Here is a 17,831-nt window from a genome sequence, read left to right as displayed (position 1 = left end):
CGTGCGTCGATTTTTCTGGAACCGTCCAGCGAGACAGACCGTACACCGGCTACTGCTCAATATGCCTCTTATCCAGCGTCTGTGCTCGGCGTGGCGAACTCCGGTTCTTCCGGCTCCCGGACGGACTTGATCTCGATGAGCTCACGCTGCTCGATCGTCGTCCTGCCTCCGTAGGAACGGATCGTCGGCAGTGCCCCACCGGGAATCTCCATCGCCGGCTGGAGCGTGAGCGGATCACCGATCACCGACCAGCGGTACGGGGCCGACACCGCGATCCCGTCGACGACGATCCCGCTAGCAGCGTCACCGAAATAGCTGCTCGTGATCATCCGGATCCCGTTCACCTCGATGACCTCGGCCCCGGCGTTGCGCAGCTCTTCCAGAACGTTGAACATCCGCGCCGCCGAGATCTTCGTGGCCCCCTCGGCGATCGTGATCTCGACACCCGGGCCCTGGGCGGGCAGACGACCGGAGAGAATTCCCTGCGTCGCGGCATCCTGCGCGGCAAGATCGAGCGCCGCACGCTGCGAGTCCGTGCCCGAACGAAGGTCGAACTCGGTCTTGAGCAACGAGGACAGCTCGCGGTCGAGGTCCTCTGACCTGCGCGTGACGTCATCGAGGATGCGGACAAGGTCTGACTGGCGCAGGTTGGCAAACTCGTCCTGCTTCGTCTGGCGAAGCTGGACGACGAGCGCAAAACCCAGCACGGCGCAGAGAACCGCCGCAAGAACCTGCGCACGGCTCATCCGCGGTCTCCATGCCGTCGTGAGCCGACGCCACGGCGTGATCGGGCGTTCCGGAGTCTTCAGGGACTCCGCAGGAGCCGCGGACTTCACCGCAGGCGGAGCCTCCGGAGCGTCAGAGACGCCATCCAGTTCTGGCTCTGACTCAGGCTCTGCGTCGATGAGCTCCGGCGCGCTCAGCAGATCACGACGCGATTCGTCGTCGACATCAACACCGTCGGTCTCGGTCTCGGTCTCGAGAGGCTGTGCCTCGACAGGCTCGGTCTGCAGAGACCCGACCTGCCCTTCGTCGACGGCCTCGTCGTCGGAGGGCAGCTGGATGTCGGTGCTGGACGGGTCGATACGCCCTTCCGGGGTCTGAGGACTCGTCATGCGCGGAAGAGGTGACGGCGGATCGCTGCAGCGTTGGAGAAGATCCGGATACCCAGGACCACCACGACACCGGTCGACAGCTGGGTTCCGACACCGAGCTGGTCGCCGAGAAAGACGATGAGCGCAGCGACGACGACGTTCGAGAGGAACGAGACGAGAAAGACCTTGTCGTCGAACATCCCGTCGAGCAGCGCGCGCAAGCCACCGAAGAGCGCGTCAAGCGCAGCGACGACCGCGATCGGGAGGTAAGGCTGCAGGTACACAGGAACCGTCGGCTCGAGCCACAGCCCGGCTGCTACGCCGATCAAGAGTCCGAAGGCCGGAATCACGTTGTTCTCCCCGATGGTGTCGTCACTGGCTGCCATTATCGTCGTCGATCGCGCTCGCAGAGTACAGAACAGGCAGCTTCCCTGCCCGCAGAGCGACGTCGTCCTGACCGCTCAACGTCGTCTTGATCCCGTAGCTCGACGCGAACCCTTCGAGCTGGCGCATCGCCGATGACCGTGCGAAGCCGGTCTCGAGGCCGTTGCGGTCACCGATCGCGACGACCGTGTACGGGCCGCTCACTCCCACGAGATCCACGAGGATAGCGCTGCCCGCGCTCCGGATCGCTGTCGTCGCAGTCAGTCGCTGATCGTTGATCGCGATCGCCTCAGCACCGGCTTCCCACAGCGCATTGACGACAACCTGCAGGTCGGTGTCCTGGACGAGAGCCCTCTGGTCCTCGGCCGCGCTCGCCCCGTCCTCGATGGTGATGATCAGCCCAGGCCCACGGACTGCCGTGGTTCCTGAGACGACGCTGTCGCGCCGCAGCACCGAGAGCAGCTCGGGATCCGTCGTCTCGAGCGCAGAGTCGCGGAGCCGTTCGATCGACGTCTGGAGCGCTGCGTTCTGCGCCGCCTTGTCCTCGACCTGGTCGCGCCGGCTGACGATCTCCTCTTCGAGGAGTGCCCGAGCAGCCAAGACCGCAGGCTGAGGGGCCCGGAGCTGGACCGCAGCGCTCGCCGTGACGAGCCCGAGGCAGATCGCCAGCACGAGGAGGGCTGCGACCCCCAGCGGTCGTGACGTACGAGGCTCGTCTGTCGCACGTCGTCTCGCCGCGGCAGCATACGAGGGATCGAGCGGCTGCCGCATCACCTCGTTGAGCAAGGTCATGGACGCGTCCACAGGCGGGCGTCCGGTCAAGGTCTCGTCCGAGAGCCTGCGGCCGGTCATGCCGTCGCCCGTCCGCGTCCGACGAGCTGAGAGGTCTGGCGGAGGTACATGCCGCCCGAGTACCAGTACATGCCTACACCCCACCATGCGAACGCCCATCCGAGCACCGATGCCCAGGTTCCGAGCGCACCGGGCGCCTCGGCGAGCAGGAGGAGCGGGAAGGCGTAGAGGAGCGCGAAGGTTGCCGCCTTCCCGACGAAGTTCACCGGGAGCGGCCCGTACCCGTGCCGCGAGAGCCCCGGCAGGAGGAGGAGCAGGAGCACGTCTCGGCCGACGATGAGCGCGAGGAGCCAGAGCGGGACGATGTCACGCCAGGCGAGTGCCACCAGGGTGACGACGATGAAGAGCCGGTCGGCTGCGGGGTCCAGCACCTGACCGAGCTCGGAGACCTGGTCGAGCCGACGCGCGACCACTCCGTCCAGCCAGTCGGTGAAGCCCGACAGTGCGAGCACGAGGAGCGCCCACCCGTCAGATCCCTGGACGATGAGGACGGCGAACACGGGCACGAGCGCCAGGCGGAGCAGGCTGATCGCGTTCGGAACGGTGACGACACGTCTGCTCACGTGCGGGTCCCTGACGACGCTGCCCACCCCACATCCTTTCGCGGTACCTGTTTCCAGGACCATCCTAGGCGTGTGTCTGAGGTCACCCGCTACCCGCTCGCGATCTATGGACACACCCGCGTAGACTCTGGGGAATCCTCGGAGTTCGTCGCGGGTCCCGCGTGTGCGTGTGTTAGTGGCCAACCGGCCCAGTGTGTGTTTTCGGGATTGCGACACAGGCCGATCTTCCATGGCTCGACCGACCGCTCCCCCAGACCACTGAATGGTTGCCTTCTTTCATGACGTCCCTTGACACCGCTGTGCCCGAGCGCGCCCAGAACGACTCCACCGTCGACGCGCCCCCTGCTCTGACCTTTGCCGATCTCGGACTCCCGGCCCCGCTGCTCAAGGCTGTGCTCGACCTCGGCTTCACGGTCCCCTCCCTCATCCAAGAGCGCGCGATCCCTGCGCTCCTCGCCGGCAACGACATCACCGGTGTCGCACAGACGGGTACGGGAAAGACTGCGGCCTTCGGCCTCCCGATGCTCGCCGCGATCGACCCGAACCTCCGTCAGACGCAGGCCCTCGTGCTCGCTCCGACCCGTGAGCTCGCGATGCAGGTGGCCGAGGCGATCGAGACCTTCGCGCAGCACATCCCCGGCATCGAGGTCATCCCCGTCTACGGCGGCGCTCCGTACCAGCAGCAGGTGCGCTCGCTCTCCCGCGGTGCGCAGGTCGTCGTCGGAACGCCTGGCCGTGTCATCGACCACCTCGAGCGCGGCACGCTCAAGCTCGAGGGCATCCGCTTCCTCGTGCTCGACGAAGCAGACGAGATGCTGCGGATGGGCTTCGCCGAAGACGTCGAGAAGGTCTTCGGCGCAGCGCCGGTCGAGCGTCAGGTCGCACTCTTCTCAGCGACGATGCCGCCGCAGATCCGCCGCGTCGCCCAGCACCACCTGCGCCAACCTGTGGAGATCGCCGTCTCACGGCAGTCGTCCACCGTCACCAGCGTGACGCAGCAGTTCGCCGTGGTGCCTTTCCGTCACAAGATCGGCTCGCTCGTCCGCGTGCTCGCCACGTCCGACGCCGATGCGGCGATCGTCTTCTGCCGGACCCGTGGTGCAGCAGAAGAGGTCGGCAGCGCGCTCATCGAGAAGGGCATCTCCGCTGCGACCATCTCAGGTGATGTCGCCCAGAAGGACCGCGAGAAGATCGTGGAGCGCCTGCGCGGCGGATCGCTCGACGTGCTCGTCGCGACCGACGTCGCTGCTCGTGGCCTCGACGTCGACCGCATCGGCCTCGTCGTGAACTTCGACATCCCCGGCGAGCCGGAGGCGTACGTGCACCGCATCGGCCGCACCGGCCGCGCCGGCCGGACGGGAACGGCGCTCTCCTTCGTCACCCCGAACGAGCGCGGTCGTCTCAAGACGATCGAGCGCACGATCCGCCAGCAGCTCGTCGAGATCGAGATCCCCTCCCCCGCCGACGTGTCGAGCTACAAGGTTCGTCGCGCACTGGGCCTCGTCGCCGAGCGTCAGGTCGCTGGCCGTCTGTCGATGTACCAGGACCTCGTCCGTGAGTACGTCGAGACCCACGGCATCGACCCGATCGAGCTCGCAGCGGTTCTCGCTGCGCTCTCCGTCGGTGACAGCGGACCGCAGGCTCGTGCCGAAGAAGAGCTCTTCGAGGCCCAGCGCGCCGAGGCTCGCGACGTGCGCCGTCGTGACGAGCGCGCCGGCTCGAGCGATCGCTCGGACCGTGGCCCTCGCCGTGACTCCGGCGACAGCACCCGCCGTGCGCCGCGACGCGACGCGATCGGTACGCGCTACCGTCTCTCGGTCGGTCACACGCACGGCGCACAGCCGAGCGGCATCGTCGGTGCGCTGACGAACGAGGGCGGGCTCTCCGGCAAGGACCTCGGAAAGATCGACATCTTCCCGAGCTTCTCGCTCGTCGACATCGCGACCCCGCTCGACTCGGCAACGATGGACCGTATCGGCCGCGCTCGCGTCGCCGGCAAGGCCCTGCGCATCACGGTCGACGACGGACCCGCCTCGCACGGCCCGCGCAGCGGTGCTTCCGCCAGCGGCCCGCGCAACAGTGCTCCGGCAGGTCGGCGTGAGGAGCGGTTCGACCGCGACCGCAAGCCGCGTCACCACGCCGGACTCTGATCTGAGCTGAACGAGGAGAGGGCCCCGCAGCGATGCTGCGGGGCCCTCTCCTCGTCTACGGGGTGTGGTCCGCCGCTTCGCCGTGCAGCGCAACGAGCGTCGCGAGACGTCGTGCGTCGCTCGCTGCATGGGCACCGTCGGCACGTTGGATGCCCATGACGGGATGCTGGTTCCCGTCCGCGAGCTCGAGCATCACCCAGGGGTCACCGGTTCCGAACGAGACCGCAAGAACCTGTTCCCACGCGAAGGTGCGCACGACGACAAGGTTGCGCACGGTGATAGACGTCGCATCGACGTCCGCGCGGACGGAACCTTGGCGCCACAAGAACGCGATGCCCGCGAGGACGACGACGCTCATCCCTGCCGCGCTCGAGCGCGCGTACCCCTGACCGCCGGTGCCGGGTGCCACGGTGAGGAGAATCATCAGGCCGATCGTTGCCGCCGCGATCGACGCGCTGGAGACGTAGCGGACGAAGCGCGGGCGGAACGGTGCGTAGAGCTGGTCGTCGGGTGTCGCCACGACTGCGACCTCCCAGGTCTTGTCCGGGCTAGATCCGGCAGGCGTGGATCGATGTCACCAGGATCGCACGTGCACCGACGTCGTACAGAGCGTCCATGAGCTTGTTCGTCTCGTCACGCCGGACCATCGCTCGCACAGCCGCCCAGTCGCGGTCGTGCAACGGAGAGACGGTCGGGGACTCCAGACCGGGCGTGATCGCGACGGCCGCGTCGACGAGCTCGACCGGGACGTCGTAGTCCATGAGCACGTACTCGTGCGCAGTGAGGACTCCCTGCAACCGGCGTGTCAGTGTGTCCAGTCCTGGCTTGATCTCGGCATCCTTGCGACGGATGAGGACGGCCTCGGACCGCAGGATGGGTTCTCCGAAGATCTCGAGGCCAGCAGCACGGAGCGTGGTACCCGTCTCGACGACGTCGGCGATGACCTCGGCGACACCGAGCTTGACCGAGCTCTCGACAGCACCGTCGAGGTGGACGATCGCCGCCGGCGTGATGCCGTGCGCGGCAAGGTGCGCGGCGACGAGGACCGAGTACGAGGTCGCGACACGTCGTCCCTCGACCTGCGAGATGTCGGTGATGGTGTCTGTCGGAGCAGCGAACCGGAACGTCGAACGAGCGAAGCCGAGCGCGAGGTGCTCCTCGGCCGCTGCCCCCGAGTCGAGCATGAGGTCGCGTCCGGTGATGCCTGCGTCGACGGTGCCAGCCCCGACGTAGACCGCGACGTCACGCGGACGCAGGAAGAAGAACTCGACGTCGTTGCCCGGGTCCGAGAGCACGAGCTCGCGGGTGTCGCGCCGTTGCCGGTAGCCGGCCTCCCGGAGCATCTCGGACGCGGGTTCGGACAGTGACCCCTTGTTGGGGACGGCGATGCGGAGCACGGTTTTCTCGCGATCAGTGAGGAGTGAGAGCCTGAGCGTGTTCGTGACGCTCAGAGGTGCTTGTAGACGTCTTCGAGGGTGAGACCCTTCGCGACCATGAGGACCTGAAGGTGGTAGAGGAGCTGAGAGATCTCTGCGGACGTCTCGTCGTCGCTCTGGAACTCAGCCGCCATCCAGACCTCGGCGGCCTCTTCGACGATCTTCTTGCCGATCGCATGCACCCCCGCATCGAGCTCGGAGACGGTGCCGGAGCCGGCAGGTCGGTCGATGGACTTGGTGGTGAGCTCTGCGAACAGCTCCTCGAACGTCTTCACGAGGCAAGCCTAGACGCCAACGGCGCGTTCACCCGACGGGTGTCCGCCGAACGACCAGCACAGACCCGTGTCACAGTGCACGCAGTGCGAGGACGGTGGCTATCGCCGCCTCGACGGCTTCAGCGCCCTTGTCCTCTCGCGACCCGGGAAGACCTGCCCGGTCGAGCGCCTGCTTCTCGTCGTCCACCGTCAAGAGACCGAAGCCGACAGGGACGCCCGTACGGATCGCGACCTCGGTGAGCCCCATCGTCGCAGCCTGGCAGACATACTCGAAGTGCGGGGTACCGCCACGGACGATCACCCCGAGCGCAACGACAGCGTCGGCCCCTGCCTCGGCTGCTCGTTGTGCGACGACGGGCAGCTCGAAAGACCCCGGCACGCGGATCTCCTTGACGTGCGCGACGTTCGCCGCTGCGAGGGCTCGTCGCGCACCGTCGACGAGCCCGTCCATGATCTCGGTGTGCCACAGGGCTGCGATCAGCGTCACGCGCAGACCGGTCCCGTCGACCGTCACGGTCGGTGCTCCTGCTCCGCTCATCGCGGGTCCTCCTCGGTTGGGGTGGTGTGCTCGACCGTCTGGACTGCCGGCGCCGCCGGGACGTCCACGGCGATCGTGTCCAAGAGATGACCCATGGACACCTTCTTGGTCACAAGGTACTGGTGGTTCTCCGGTGTGTGACCCACTTCGATCCGCACCATCTGGTCCACGTCGATGCCGCTGGCGGTCAGGCCGGTGACCTTCGTCGGGTTGTTGGTGAGCAGCCGGATCCGGCGGAGCCCGAGGTCTGCGAGGATCGCAGCAGCAGCCCCGTACTCACGCCGGTCCACCGGCCAGCCGAGCTCGAGGTTCGCCTCGACGGTGTCGAGGCCCGCGTCCTGGAGAGCGTAGGCGCTGATCTTCGCCAGGAGACCGATCCCGCGTCCTTCATGACCGCGGAGATAGACGACGGCACCACCCTCGACAGCGACCGTGGCGAGGGACGCCTGGAGCTGGGGACCACAGTCGCAGCGCAACGAGCCGAACGCGTCCCCGGTGAGGCACTCGGAGTGCACCCGCACGATCGGCACGTCTGCCGGCGCGCTCGCGGACTCGGGGACGAGGGCGACGTGCTCGGCGCCGGTCTTGACGTCCCGGTACCCGTGGATGCGGAACATGCCGTGTGCCGTGGGCAGGTTCGCGACGGTGGTGGCCTGCACGCGAGCAGCCTCAGGTTCAGCGTCGTCGCTGGCGACGACCGGGTCGTGGAGGAGCCGCCAGGCGATGAGGTCGGCGATGGTGATGAGGAGCAGGCCCTCGCGTGTGGCGAGGGCCGTCGAGTCGTCCATGCGCATCATGGTTCCGTCGTCGTTCACGAGCTCGGCGATCCCTGCGACGGAACCGAGCCCGGCGAGCCGCACGAGGTCGACGGCTGCCTCCGTGTGGCCTGCGCGGTGCAGCACGCCACCGGCGACCGCGCGCAGCGGCAGGACGTGCCCGGGCCGGATGAGATCGACGGCGCCCGAGGCAGGATCCGCGAGCACGGAGAGCGTGCGGGCACGGTCGGATGCCGAGATGCCGGTCGTCACGCCGGTCGCTGCGTCTACGGTCACCGTGTAGGCCGTGCGTCGGGGGTCCTGGCTCTGGGGAACCATGAGCGGCAGGTCGAGGGCGTCGGCCCGCGCTGCAGGCATGGGCGCGCACAGGTAGCCCGAGGAGTGACGGATGGTCCATGCGACCCAGCTGGTCGAGACGTTCGAGGCGGCGAAGATGACGTCGGCCTCGTTCTCGCGGTCCGGGGAGTCTGCCACGAGGACGGGGCGTCCGGCGCGCAGCTCGTCGAGCGCCTGCTCGATCGTCGCGACCGCCGCCGTGCGACGGGTGGCGTCAGAGACGGTACGGGTGGTCGAGATGTCGTTCGTTCCTGCGCTCATGCGCGTGCTCCTAGCAGTCGTTCGACGTACTTCGCGATGATGTCGACCTCGAGGTTGACCGTGTCGCCTGGGCGCAGGTCGCCGAGGATCGTCGTCTCGAGGGTGGTGGGGATGAGGGAGACGCTGAATCCGTCGTCGCGGACACCCGTGACGGTGAGGGAGACGCCGCTCACGGTGATCGATCCCTTCTCGACGATGTAGCGCGTGATGTCACGTGGTGCGTCGAGCTCGAGGTCGTCCCACCGAGGGCCCGGCGCTCGCGAGGCGAGCGTGCCCACTGCGTCGACGTGCCCCTGGACGATGTGTCCACCGAGGCGCGTGTCGGCGCGCACCGCGCGTTCGAGGTTCACTCGAGCTCCGGGGACGAGCCTGCCGAGCGCGGTCCGGCGCAGCGACTCGGGCATGACGTCCGCGGTGAACGTCCCGTCGAGCGGGAGTGACGACACGGTCAGGCACACGCCGTTGACGCTGATGGAGTCCCCCGGTGCGGCGTCCGAGGTGACGATCGGCCCGGCGATGGTGACGACGGCGTCGTGGGAGTCGCCGCCCGGGAACGAGATGCCGGTCACGGTGCCGATCTCTTCGACGATTCCTGTGAACATCAAGACTCCTTCGCGCGGTCGACGACCGCTCCAGCGGGATGTGCCCGAGAGACGACGAGGACGTCGTCCCCCAGCTGTCGGGTGTGGACCGTCCGGAAGCGCAACGCATCGTCGAGCGAGCGTCCACCGAGGTCGGTGACTGCACGTCGCCCGGACCCGACGAGCATCGGGGCGACGTAGGAGTGCAGCTCGTCGACGGCGCCAGCCCGCAAGAACGCGGTGGCCAGCGCGGGACCGCCCTCGACGAGGAGGTGGCGGACGTCACGGGCGCCGAGAACGGCGAGCACGTCGTGGATGTCGCGGCTGCGCACGTGCACGACCTCTCCCCCCGGGCCGTGGATGCGGGCGCCGGTGGGGATCTCGCGCTCGCCGACGACCACGCGGAGCGGTTGGTGCACAGCCAGTGCACCGTGCGGGGTGCGAGCGGTGAGGGACGGGTCGTCGGCCAAGAGAGTGCCGGTGCCGACGGCGATCGCGTCGATGCCTGCGCGTACCTCGTGCGCGTGCTCTCGCGCTGCACTGCCGGTGATCCAGCGGCTCGACCCGTCAGCCGCGGCGACGCACCCGTCGAGGCTCGTCGCGGTCTTGAGAGTCACGTACGGCGTCCCGCGACGGGCCGACGTCAGCCAGATCCGCAGGAGCTCCTCCCCCTCGTCGGCGAGCAGTCCGCCGCGGACTGCGACGCCGTGGGCTCGCAGGTGCTCGGCTCCCCCGGCAGCACTGGGGTTGGGGTCAGCGACCGCGTAGACGACCTGCACGACGCTGGCCGCGACGAGGGCGACCGAGCACGGGCCTGTGCGGCCGACGTGGTTGCACGGTTCAAGGGAGACGACCGCGGTCGCTCCACGGACGTCGACTCCTCGCTTCGCAGCCTGTGCGAGCGCGTCCACCTCAGCGTGAGCGGTACCCGCGCCACGGTGCCACCCCTCGGCCAGCACAGCGCGCACGTCGTCCTCGCGGACGCTCGGCGCCAGGAGGACACAGCCCACCTGCGGGTTCGGTCCGTGCACCGGACCGCGAGCAGCAAGGTCCAGCGCGCGACGCATCGCCGACTCGACCGTCAGCCTGTTCGCGTCCATCCCGCTCCGTCCCGTAGCGCCCAGCGCTCCGGGGTACGGCGGCGTCCGCCCATGAGGGCGTCGCACACCTCGGCGCGCGCGATGATCGCGCGAACCGTCACGAGTCTCTTCCCATCCGGACTTTAACCGTCGGTCCTGGAGTCTCACCAGGTCAACCGCACCGAGGTGCGGGTCGCGGACTATACCGCCGGCTCGGAATTACACCGACCCCAGAGCACGTGAACTGTGTTCACCCCAACTATGCCACGCGTCGGGTCCCGATCGCGCCGTGTTCCCGCCGGGCGAACACCTCCCTGACGTTCAGCGCCCCTGCACAGGGTGCACGTGCCTCGACGCGAGGTCACGCAGCGCCGAGATCTCCGCAGGGATGTCCTGCGCACCGAACACGGCCGACCCGGCGACGAACACGTTCGCCCCCGCGTCAGCAGCCCGCTCGATCGTCTCGCGCGAGACCCCACCGTCGACCTGGACCCACACATCGAGGTCCGCGTCACTGATCGCACGCCTCGCCCGACGGATCTTCGCGAGCGTCCCCTCGATGAACGACTGCCCACCGAACCCCGGCTCGACAGTCATGACGAGCAGCATGTCGATCTCACCGAGCAGGTCGACAAAACCGTCGAGGCCCGTCGCCGGCTTGAGCGCCAGCCCAGCACGCGCACCGTGAGAACGCAGCGCACGAGCAAGACGGACCGGCGCCGCAGCAGCCTCAGCATGGAACGTCACCGACTGCGCCCCCGCCTCAGCGAACCCAGGCGCCCACCGGTCAGGGTCTGCGATCATGAGGTGCACGTCGACCGGGATCGGCGACACCTGGACGATCCGCTCGACGACAGGAAGGCCGATCGTCAGGTTCGGCACGAAGTGGTTGTCCATGACGTCGACGTGCGCCCAGTCGGCACCAGCGATCCGATGGAGGTCACGCTCGAGGTTGGCGAAGTCTGCAGACAGGATGCTCGGAGAGATCAGTGCACTCATGAGCACAGCCTAGTTCTGCACGGCACGACGCAAGAGCGTCAGGTGCATCGCATCCGTCCCGTGCAGGTGCGGCCACAGCTGCACGTCCGTCCGGTCGGCCAACGGCATGTCTGTCCCCGCGATCTCCGTGACGACCGCACGCGCATCCACAACTTCTACGCTCCCCTCCGGGAGCGCTCGCAGCACGTCGGTGACGACCGCGCGCGTCTCGGCGAGGTGCGGCGAGCACGTCACGTACCCGACGATCCCGCCGGGACGCACGGCCTCGAGCGCCGACGTCAAGAGCTCACGCTGCAGCGTCGCGAGCACCGGCACGTCCGCCGGCGACCGCCGCCACCGCGACTCGGGCCGACGGCGCAACGCCCCCAGGCCAGTGCAGGGCGCATCGACGAGGACACGGTCGTAGGACGACGGCTCCTGCGTACCGATGTCACGCCCGTCCCACACCTGGACGTGCTCCACGCTGCTGTCCGGCACGGCCGCCAACGACCGCTCGACGAGGTCCGCACGGTGCGGCTGGATCTCGTTCGCGACGATGCGTGCACCACGACTGCTCGCGAGAGCAGCGAGCAGCGCAGCCTTCCCGCCCGGACCCGCGCACATGTCCAGCCACCGCTCGTCCGAGCCATCCATCGGCGCCGCAGCGAACGCGAGGGTCACGAGCTGACTGCCCTCGTCCTGAACCCCGGCCAGACCGTCTCGAACTGCCGAGATGCCACCCGGGTCGCTCCCCTGCAAGATCACAGCCGTCGGCGCGTACTGCCCGGGCCGTGACTCGGACTGCTCGACAAGGGCCTCCTGCGAGATGAGACCGGGACGAGCCACCAGCGTCACCCTCGGAGCAGCATTGTCCGCCTCCAGCAGCGACCCGAGCTCGTCGACCGGACGCCCCGCCCCCATCAGGGCATCCCGCAGCGCCCGGGTGATCCACTGCGGGTGGCTCTCCACCACAGACATCCGCGCGACCTCGTCGGGCTCCTGCGCCTCGATGAGCTCCAACCACTCCTCGAGCTCCGTCCGCGCGACCTTGCGCAGCACCGCATTGACCAGCTGAGCACTGCCCGCACCGACCCGCGCACGCGCCAGCCCGACAGTCTCGCTCACCGCAGCGTGCACCGGCACACGCATCCCCAGGACCTGATGAACACCCAGCCGCAGAACATCGAGCACCGGACCATCGATCCGGTCCAACGGACGGTCCACGCACAACGCCAGCACCGCGTCATAACGCCCACGCAGACGCAACGTGCCATAGGTCAGCTCCGTCGCGAACGCCGCGTCACGACCCGACACCCCTCGGGACCTCAGCATCGGCGGAAGAACGAGGTTCGCATACGCATCCGAGTCCGCAACCTCCCGCAGCACGTCGAACGCGACGGTCCGCGCCGGGTCCGTCCCGCTGCGCCGGTCGCTCGGGTTCAACGCACCACGGTGCCCGTCTCCGCGCGACCGCGCACCACCACGCTCCCGTCCCTGCGCATCCCGCCGGTCCGTGCTCATGACGTCCCCTCCGCACCGAGACGCACTGACTCGTCCAACCGGGCACCGCGCGCCCAGTCGCTGGCCGCCATCGGCCGCTTGCCCGCCGGTGTCACCTCACCCAGAGCAACCGGACGCGACCCCGTCCCCACGAGCACCCGCTGCTTCGTCACGAGCACCCGCCCAGGCTCGAGCGCCACATCCACAGCATCGTCCTCCGCAAGAACCGTCACCGGGCCGAGACCGAGCCGCGACCCGTCCGGCAGGTCCGTCCACGCACCCGGCGCAGGCGTACACCCACGCACCCGGCGATCAACCACGTGCGCCGGATACGACCACACCACACGCGCATCCTCGACCGTGAGCTTCGGAGCAAGGCTCACCCCGTCCACGTCCTGCACCACAGGAGCCGCATGACCGTCCTCGATCGCGTCGAGCGACGCCACGAGCAGCCCCGCACCCGAGCGCGCGAGCCTGTCCAAGAGCACACCAGCAGTATCCCGCCGGCGGATCGTCTCCGTCGCCACACCAAAGACCGGACCGGTGTCCACAGGTCCCTCCTCGATCCGGAACGTGCTCGCCCCCGTGACCTCGTCCCCCGCCATGACAGCGCGCTGCACAGGCGCCGCACCCCGCCACGCCGGCAGCAACGAGAAGTGCAGGTTCACCCAACCGTGCACCGGAACCCCGAGCACGTCCGGCGGAAGGATCTCGCCGTACGCCACCACCGGAGCACAGTCGACCTCCAGGGCAGCCAGCCGCTCGACGAAACCCTCGCTGCGCGGCCGATCAGTGATCACCGGGATCCCGGCCTCCTCAGCACGCTCGCGGACAGGCGACGGCGCGAGCCGACGCCCACGCCCCGACCGCGCGTCCGCACGAGTGAGCACCGCGACCACCTCGTGGCGCGAGTCGAGCAGTGCCTCCAGGGCAGGAACAGCTACGGCCGGAGTACCGGCAAAGAGCAGACGCATGAACCCCATTCTAGGAGGCTGACGATCCGCCCCCGTCATCGAGCGCGGGCACGACCCCCAGGTCGACGAGCCGCACGCGCAACGCCGACGCGTCCGTGAAATGCACGGTCTGGAAACCGAGGCTGTCAGCCGCCCGGACGTTCGCCTCGGCGTCGTCCACGAACACCGTCCGAGCCGGGTCCAGACCGAACCGCCGCACCGTGAGCTCAAAGATCGCAGGGTCCGGCTTCGCCATCCACTCCTCCCCCGACACGACAACACCCCGCAACAGCCCGATCACGGGCGCCGCCGGCTGCGCCAGGTGGAACAGCTCAGCCGACCAGTTCGTCAGCCCGAAGACCGGCACCTCCAGGCCCACCAGCTCGTCGACGATCTCGCTCGTACCCGGAACCGGACCGGTGAGCGTCGACGAGAAACGCTCGACATACCGGTCCAACAACCCCGCGTGCTGCGGGTGCGCAGCAGCGACGGACGCCCGGACCTCTTCCCACGGAGTCCCAGCATCAGCCGACCGGTTGCGCTCGACGAAGTCGATGTCCGTAAAGAACGCCTCCACCTCGGCGCGCGTCAGCACCCCGTCGAACGCCGCACAAGGATCCCAGCCGACGAGCACGTTCCCTAGATCGAAGAGCACCGCATCGATCGTCCTGCACAGACTCACACCATCTCCTTCGGGTCGAGCACGATCGAGATCAGTCCCGTCTCCCGCTTCGCGCTCGCGGTCGCCAGCGCAGCGGACAGTGCGCGGGCGAGCTCGCGTCCGCGGCCTGCTGGTACGCGGACGATCGCTCGGACCGGGGCCTCGAGCGTGCTGGCCGTGCGGGCTGCACCCCGTCGGCCTGGCGCGCGTGCCGGGGTGTGGGCACCGTGCTCAGGTGGCGCGACCTCTACCGGTCCGAGAACGGACCCACCCTCGGGAAGTGCGACGCGTGCGACGAACATCGCCACCGCGTGCCGGTCACCTGTCACGGACGCGATCCGCATCGCCGGAGGCAGCGCGAGCTCGACGCGTTCGTCGAGCTCACGCTGGGCGAGGCCCGCTGGGTCCCATCGCACGAACGCGTTCGTGGGGGTCGGTGCGGCGTCGCCCACGAGGAGCACCCGTCCGCCTGCATCGGACGGTCGCACGAGGGCCGCGGCGGTCAACCACCGGTGCAGGGCTTCCTGGTCTGTGTAGAGCCCGACGTGGCTCGTCGAGACAGCCGCGTCGAGAAGAGCCGCGACCGTGTAGCCCGAGGGCGCGACCGGCTCTGCGCCCGGAGTGCACACCACGAGGGCCGGAGAGTCGGGTACCTGGGCGATCACGCCTGCTGCAGAGCGCGCCCCGCTGACCCTGACGGTCACGCCGGGGAACGCCTTGCCCAGCTCCTCGGCTGTGCGGTCGCTCCCGACCCGGACCGAGCGCAGCCCCGTCGCCGAGCACTCAGGGCACCGCCACCCACCCGCCAGCGCACCGCACCACGAGCACTGCGGCACCGCATGTGCACCGGAGAGCGCAAGCGGACCGACGCACACAGCACACCGTGCAGGCGTGCGGCAGCGCACGCACGCTACGACCGGCAGGTAGCCGGCGCGCGGCACCTGGACGAGGACCGGACCGGTCTTGAGCCCTGTGGTGATCGCCTGCCACGCCGCGTTCGGCAACCGTGCGGCGCCCCCTGCGCCTTCGCGCGCCAGCTCGACAGACGTCAGTGCCTGCACGCGAGGGGCACGTGCTCTGACGGTCGCCCTGTCCGCGACCAGCTCCCGGGCCCATCCGCTCGCGACGAGCGCCTGGGCATGGATCGACCGGCTCACCGAGCCGATGAGGAAGCCACAGCCGGTCTGCTCCGAGCGCAGCGCCAGGACCTCCCGCACGTGCGGGTACGGTGCCCGCCGCTCCTGGTGCATCGAGTCGATGTCGTCCCAGCACACGACCAGTCCCAGGTTCGCCACCGGCGCGAACGCCGCCGCCCGCGTGCCGATGACGATGCGCACGTGACCACGCAGCGCTGCAAGAAAGCTGCGGTAGCGAGGAGTCGGCCCCATGTCGGCTGTCAGGCGGACAAACTCCTCAGGGCCCGACGGTCCCGGCACCGGTCCCAGCGCAGCAGTCCGTTCCTCGATCCCGAGAACGACCAGCGCCCGCGCCAGGCGCTCGACATCACGAGCGTCTGGCAGGGCGACGACCACACCTCGGCCGCTGCGCGCGGTCGCACGGACCGCCTCAGCCAGCGCGAGCGGCCACCCGCCGAGCGCACCGGTACCTGGCAGCGCAGTCCACACGGCCCGAGGTGACTCCCCCGCCGTCAGCCGGGTCAACAACGCGTCCCCGCCCCGGATGTCGCTCCAGTGCGAGCGGACCTCGTCGACCTGCGGATCCGGAGCCTGGCGACCACTCACGCGCGCCGGTCCGTCCTCGGTCTCCACCCGCGCGAGGCGCGGTGGGATCGCCAGCCGCAGCACGTCCGTCATCGATCCCGCGTAGTAGTCGGCGACCGACCGAGCAAGAGAAGCCACCTCGGGCGAGAGCACCGCCTCAGCAGAGACGACCCTGCGCAGAGCCAGGAGCGCCCCCGCATGCTCGGTGCGATCCACCCGCTCGATGACGTACCCGTCCACGTCCTGCCCCGCGAACCGCACCTTGACCCGGACGCCCGGACGGACGCTCTCGGACATCGCCGCAGGCACCGTGTAGTCGAAGAGCCTGTCCAGGTGCGGGGGTGACACGTCGACACACACCCGAGCGATCGGGAGCACCTGTGCAAGAGGGACGCCCGTCTCCGAACGGCGCGCCCGCCCTGCCCCCGTCGGCGCTGCCAGCCCAGGCAGCGTGAGCTGCTCAGGGCGCGCCGACGGGTCCATCAGACGGCAGAGAGCAGGTCCGCGACGCGATCGGTGCGCTCCCACGTGAAGTCGGGCAGCTCACGACCGAAGTGCCCGTAGGCGGCAGTCTGGGCGTAGATCGGACGCAAGAGATCAAGATCGCGGACGATCGCCCCCGGACGCAGGTCGAACACCGCCCGGATCGCCGACGTGATCCGGTCCAGCGGCACGGTCTCCGTCCCGAACGTCTCGACATAGAGACCCACGGGGTGAGCCTTGCCGATCGCATACGCGACCTGAACCTCACACCGTCGGGCAAGGCCCGCCGCCACGACGTTCTTCGCGACCCACCGGGTCGCGTACGCCGCCGACCGGTCGACCTTGGACGGGTCCTTCCCGGAGAACGCCCCACCACCGTGACGCGCCATGCCGCCATACGTGTCGACGATGATCTTGCGCCCCGTCAGGCCCGCGTCCCCCTTCGGACCACCCACGACGAACGTCCCCGTCGGGTTGACGATGAGACGGTGGTCCGCGCTCGGCAGATCGAGGAGACCGAGAACCGGCGCGACGACGAGCTCAGCGACAGCCACAGCCAGATCGTCCTGACGCACGTCCGGATCGTGCTGCGTCGAGACGACGATCGTATCCACCCCCACAGCACGCTCACCGTCGTACGCGATCGTCACCTGCGTCTTGCCGTCCGGACGCAACCCCGGCAGCGAACCGTCCTTGCGCACCTGCGCGAGCAGCTCAGCCAACCGGTGCGCCACAAAGATCGGCAACGGCAGCAACGTCGCCGTCTCATCCGTCGCATACCCGAACATCAAGCCCTGGTCGCCAGCACCCTGCATGTCGAGAGGATCGAGCGCACCAGAGTCGATCCGCTGCTCGAGCGCCTTGTCGACACCCTGCGCGATGTCCGGCGACTGCTGACCGATCGACACCGACACACCGCACGAGTCACCATCGAACCCGATCGACGACGACGTGTACCCGATCTGCTTGACCACCTGACGCACGATCGCCGGGATCTCCACGTACGCCTCCGTCGACACCTCACCGGCAACGTGCACGAGGCCCGTCGTCACGAGCGTCTCCACAGCCACACGTGACGCCGGGTCCTGCTCCAGCAGCGCGTCGAGGATCGAGTCGGAGATCTGGTCGCACACCTTGTCAGGGTGGCCCTCGGTCACAGACTCAGACGTGAAGAGGCGCAAGGAATCAGTCATGTGGCAAGGATACGACG

18 protein-coding genes and 1 riboswitch are annotated in these 17,831 nt (G+C 68.9%); of the genes, 1 reads left to right on the top strand and 17 read right to left on the bottom strand.

Annotation, left to right across the window (positions count from 1 at the left end):
* Positions 1 to 68: 68 nt before the first annotated feature.
* Genes ATL42_RS04910 through clsA form a run of 4 tightly spaced genes read right to left on the bottom strand, consistent with a single transcriptional unit; the run spans position 69 to position 2,893 of the window.
* Positions 69 to 1,115, bottom strand: coding sequence for a DUF881 domain-containing protein (locus tag ATL42_RS04910; protein WP_098454390.1), 1,047 nt, complete (start codon positions 1,113 to 1,115; stop codon positions 69 to 71).
* Positions 1,112 to 1,444, bottom strand: a complete 333-nt coding sequence (locus ATL42_RS04905) for a small basic family protein (RefSeq protein ID WP_098456343.1) — start codon at positions 1,442 to 1,444, stop codon at positions 1,112 to 1,114. Before ATL42_RS04905 ends, ATL42_RS04910 begins: the two co-directional genes overlap by 4 nt.
* A gap of 22 nt (positions 1,445 to 1,466) precedes the next feature.
* Positions 1,467 to 2,330 (bottom strand): DUF881 domain-containing protein, encoded by an 864-nt coding sequence (locus ATL42_RS04900; protein WP_169925338.1) that lies wholly within the window; start codon positions 2,328 to 2,330, stop codon positions 1,467 to 1,469.
* On the bottom strand, positions 2,327 to 2,893 hold the full coding sequence (clsA, locus tag ATL42_RS04895; RefSeq protein ID WP_245862139.1) for a cardiolipin synthase ClsA: 567 nt from the start codon (positions 2,891 to 2,893) through the stop codon (positions 2,327 to 2,329). The genes ATL42_RS04900 and clsA overlap by 4 nt, the downstream gene beginning before the upstream one ends.
* A gap of 278 nt (positions 2,894 to 3,171) precedes the next feature.
* On the opposite strand from clsA, the gene ATL42_RS04890 reads away from it, so the two are divergent.
* A complete protein-coding gene (locus tag ATL42_RS04890) occupies positions 3,172 to 5,043 on the top strand; it encodes a DEAD/DEAH box helicase (protein ID WP_098454387.1) in 1,872 nt (623 codons plus the stop codon).
* A 55-nt stretch (positions 5,044 to 5,098) separates the two neighbouring features.
* Here ATL42_RS04890 and ATL42_RS04885 read toward each other — a convergent pair whose 3' ends face one another.
* The 13 genes from ATL42_RS04885 to metK all read right to left on the bottom strand — a co-directional run bounded on the left by ATL42_RS04885 (position 5,099) and on the right by metK (position 17,814).
* On the bottom strand, positions 5,099 to 5,563 hold the full coding sequence (locus ATL42_RS04885; RefSeq protein ID WP_245862137.1) for a PH domain-containing protein: 465 nt from the start codon (positions 5,561 to 5,563) through the stop codon (positions 5,099 to 5,101).
* 28 nt (positions 5,564 to 5,591) lie between these two features.
* Entirely contained in the window at positions 5,592 to 6,440 is an 849-nt protein-coding gene (gene hisG, locus ATL42_RS04880) for an ATP phosphoribosyltransferase (protein WP_098454386.1), read from the bottom strand.
* Positions 6,441 to 6,490: 50 nt separating this feature from the next.
* The gene (locus ATL42_RS04875) at positions 6,491 to 6,754 is read right to left on the bottom strand and encodes a phosphoribosyl-ATP diphosphatase (RefSeq protein ID WP_098454385.1); all 264 of its coding nucleotides are present in this window, start codon (positions 6,752 to 6,754) and stop codon (positions 6,491 to 6,493) included.
* Between the two features lie 70 nt (positions 6,755 to 6,824).
* On the bottom strand, positions 6,825 to 7,292 hold the full coding sequence (ribH, locus tag ATL42_RS04870; RefSeq protein WP_098454384.1) for a 6,7-dimethyl-8-ribityllumazine synthase: 468 nt from the start codon (positions 7,290 to 7,292) through the stop codon (positions 6,825 to 6,827).
* Positions 7,289 to 8,665, bottom strand: a complete 1,377-nt coding sequence (gene ribA, locus ATL42_RS04865; protein ID WP_098454383.1) for a GTP cyclohydrolase II — start codon at positions 8,663 to 8,665, stop codon at positions 7,289 to 7,291. The genes ribH and ribA overlap by 4 nt, the downstream gene beginning before the upstream one ends.
* A complete protein-coding gene (locus ATL42_RS04860) occupies positions 8,662 to 9,267 on the bottom strand; it encodes a riboflavin synthase (RefSeq protein WP_098454382.1) in 606 nt (201 codons plus the stop codon). The genes ribA and ATL42_RS04860 overlap by 4 nt, the downstream gene beginning before the upstream one ends.
* On the bottom strand, positions 9,267 to 10,346 hold the full coding sequence (ribD, locus tag ATL42_RS04855; RefSeq protein WP_245862134.1) for a bifunctional diaminohydroxyphosphoribosylaminopyrimidine deaminase/5-amino-6-(5-phosphoribosylamino)uracil reductase RibD: 1,080 nt from the start codon (positions 10,344 to 10,346) through the stop codon (positions 9,267 to 9,269). Before ribD ends, ATL42_RS04860 begins: the two co-directional genes overlap by 1 nt.
* 99 nt (positions 10,347 to 10,445) lie before the next feature.
* Positions 10,446 to 10,566: riboswitch (FMN riboswitch) on the bottom strand.
* 80 nt (positions 10,567 to 10,646) lie between these two features.
* Positions 10,647 to 11,324 carry a ribulose-phosphate 3-epimerase gene (rpe, locus tag ATL42_RS04850; RefSeq protein WP_098456340.1) on the bottom strand — a complete coding sequence of 226 codons (678 nt, stop codon included), beginning with the start codon at positions 11,322 to 11,324 and terminating at the stop codon, positions 10,647 to 10,649.
* Between the two features lie 9 nt (positions 11,325 to 11,333).
* Positions 11,334 to 12,824, bottom strand: a complete 1,491-nt coding sequence (locus ATL42_RS04845; protein ID WP_098454381.1) for an RsmB/NOP family class I SAM-dependent RNA methyltransferase — start codon at positions 12,822 to 12,824, stop codon at positions 11,334 to 11,336.
* Positions 12,821 to 13,777, bottom strand: a complete 957-nt coding sequence (locus ATL42_RS04840; protein WP_098456339.1) for a methionyl-tRNA formyltransferase — start codon at positions 13,775 to 13,777, stop codon at positions 12,821 to 12,823. The genes ATL42_RS04845 and ATL42_RS04840 overlap by 4 nt, the downstream gene beginning before the upstream one ends.
* 10 nt (positions 13,778 to 13,787) lie before the next feature.
* Positions 13,788 to 14,438: an HAD family hydrolase gene (locus ATL42_RS04835; RefSeq protein WP_098454380.1), complete on the bottom strand. Its 651-nt coding sequence runs from the start codon at positions 14,436 to 14,438 to the stop codon at positions 13,788 to 13,790.
* Complete coding sequence (locus ATL42_RS04830; RefSeq protein WP_098454379.1) at positions 14,435 to 16,621, bottom strand: primosomal protein N'; 2,187 nt, start codon at positions 16,619 to 16,621, stop codon at positions 14,435 to 14,437. Before ATL42_RS04830 ends, ATL42_RS04835 begins: the two co-directional genes overlap by 4 nt.
* Entirely contained in the window at positions 16,621 to 17,814 is a 1,194-nt protein-coding gene (metK, locus tag ATL42_RS04825; RefSeq protein WP_098454378.1) for a methionine adenosyltransferase, read from the bottom strand. Before metK ends, ATL42_RS04830 begins: the two co-directional genes overlap by 1 nt.
* Positions 17,815 to 17,831: the final 17 nt, after the last annotated feature.

It is taken from the genome of Sanguibacter antarcticus, assembly GCF_002564005.1.
Taxonomy (GTDB): Bacteria; Actinomycetota; Actinomycetes; order Actinomycetales; family Cellulomonadaceae; genus Sanguibacter; species Sanguibacter antarcticus.
The sequence above is the reverse complement of the archived record's forward strand: the minus strand, read 5'-3'. Positions and strand labels throughout refer to the sequence as shown.

What these genes read in the sequence shown, in the direction of transcription:
- ATL42_RS04910 (WP_098454390.1), bottom strand. Translation starts at nt 1,115, where the DNA reads ATGACGAGTCCTCAGACCCCGGAAGGGCGTATCGACCCGTCCAGCACC.
- ATL42_RS04900 (WP_169925338.1), bottom strand. Translation starts at nt 2,330, where the DNA reads ATGACCGGCCGCAGGCTCTCGGACGAGACCTTGACCGGACGCCCGCCT.
- ATL42_RS04890 (WP_098454387.1), top strand. Translation starts at nt 3,172, where the DNA reads ATGACGTCCCTTGACACCGCTGTGCCCGAGCGCGCCCAGAACGACTCC.
- ribH (WP_098454384.1), bottom strand. Translation starts at nt 7,292, where the DNA reads ATGAGCGGAGCAGGAGCACCGACCGTGACGGTCGACGGGACCGGTCTG.
- ribA (WP_098454383.1), bottom strand. Translation starts at nt 8,665, where the DNA reads ATGAGCGCAGGAACGAACGACATCTCGACCACCCGTACCGTCTCTGAC.
- ATL42_RS04860 (WP_098454382.1), bottom strand. Translation starts at nt 9,267, where the DNA reads ATGTTCACAGGAATCGTCGAAGAGATCGGCACCGTGACCGGCATCTCG.
- ribD (WP_245862134.1), bottom strand. Translation starts at nt 10,346, where the DNA reads ATGGACGCGAACAGGCTGACGGTCGAGTCGGCGATGCGTCGCGCGCTG.
- rpe (WP_098456340.1), bottom strand. Translation starts at nt 11,324, where the DNA reads ATGAGTGCACTGATCTCTCCGAGCATCCTGTCTGCAGACTTCGCCAAC.
- ATL42_RS04845 (WP_098454381.1), bottom strand. Translation starts at nt 12,824, where the DNA reads ATGAGCACGGACCGGCGGGATGCGCAGGGACGGGAGCGTGGTGGTGCG.
- ATL42_RS04840 (WP_098456339.1), bottom strand. Translation starts at nt 13,777, where the DNA reads ATGCGTCTGCTCTTTGCCGGTACTCCGGCCGTAGCTGTTCCTGCCCTG.
- ATL42_RS04830 (WP_098454379.1), bottom strand. Translation starts at nt 16,621, where the DNA reads ATGGACCCGTCGGCGCGCCCTGAGCAGCTCACGCTGCCTGGGCTGGCA.
- metK (WP_098454378.1), bottom strand. Translation starts at nt 17,814, where the DNA reads ATGACTGATTCCTTGCGCCTCTTCACGTCTGAGTCTGTGACCGAGGGC.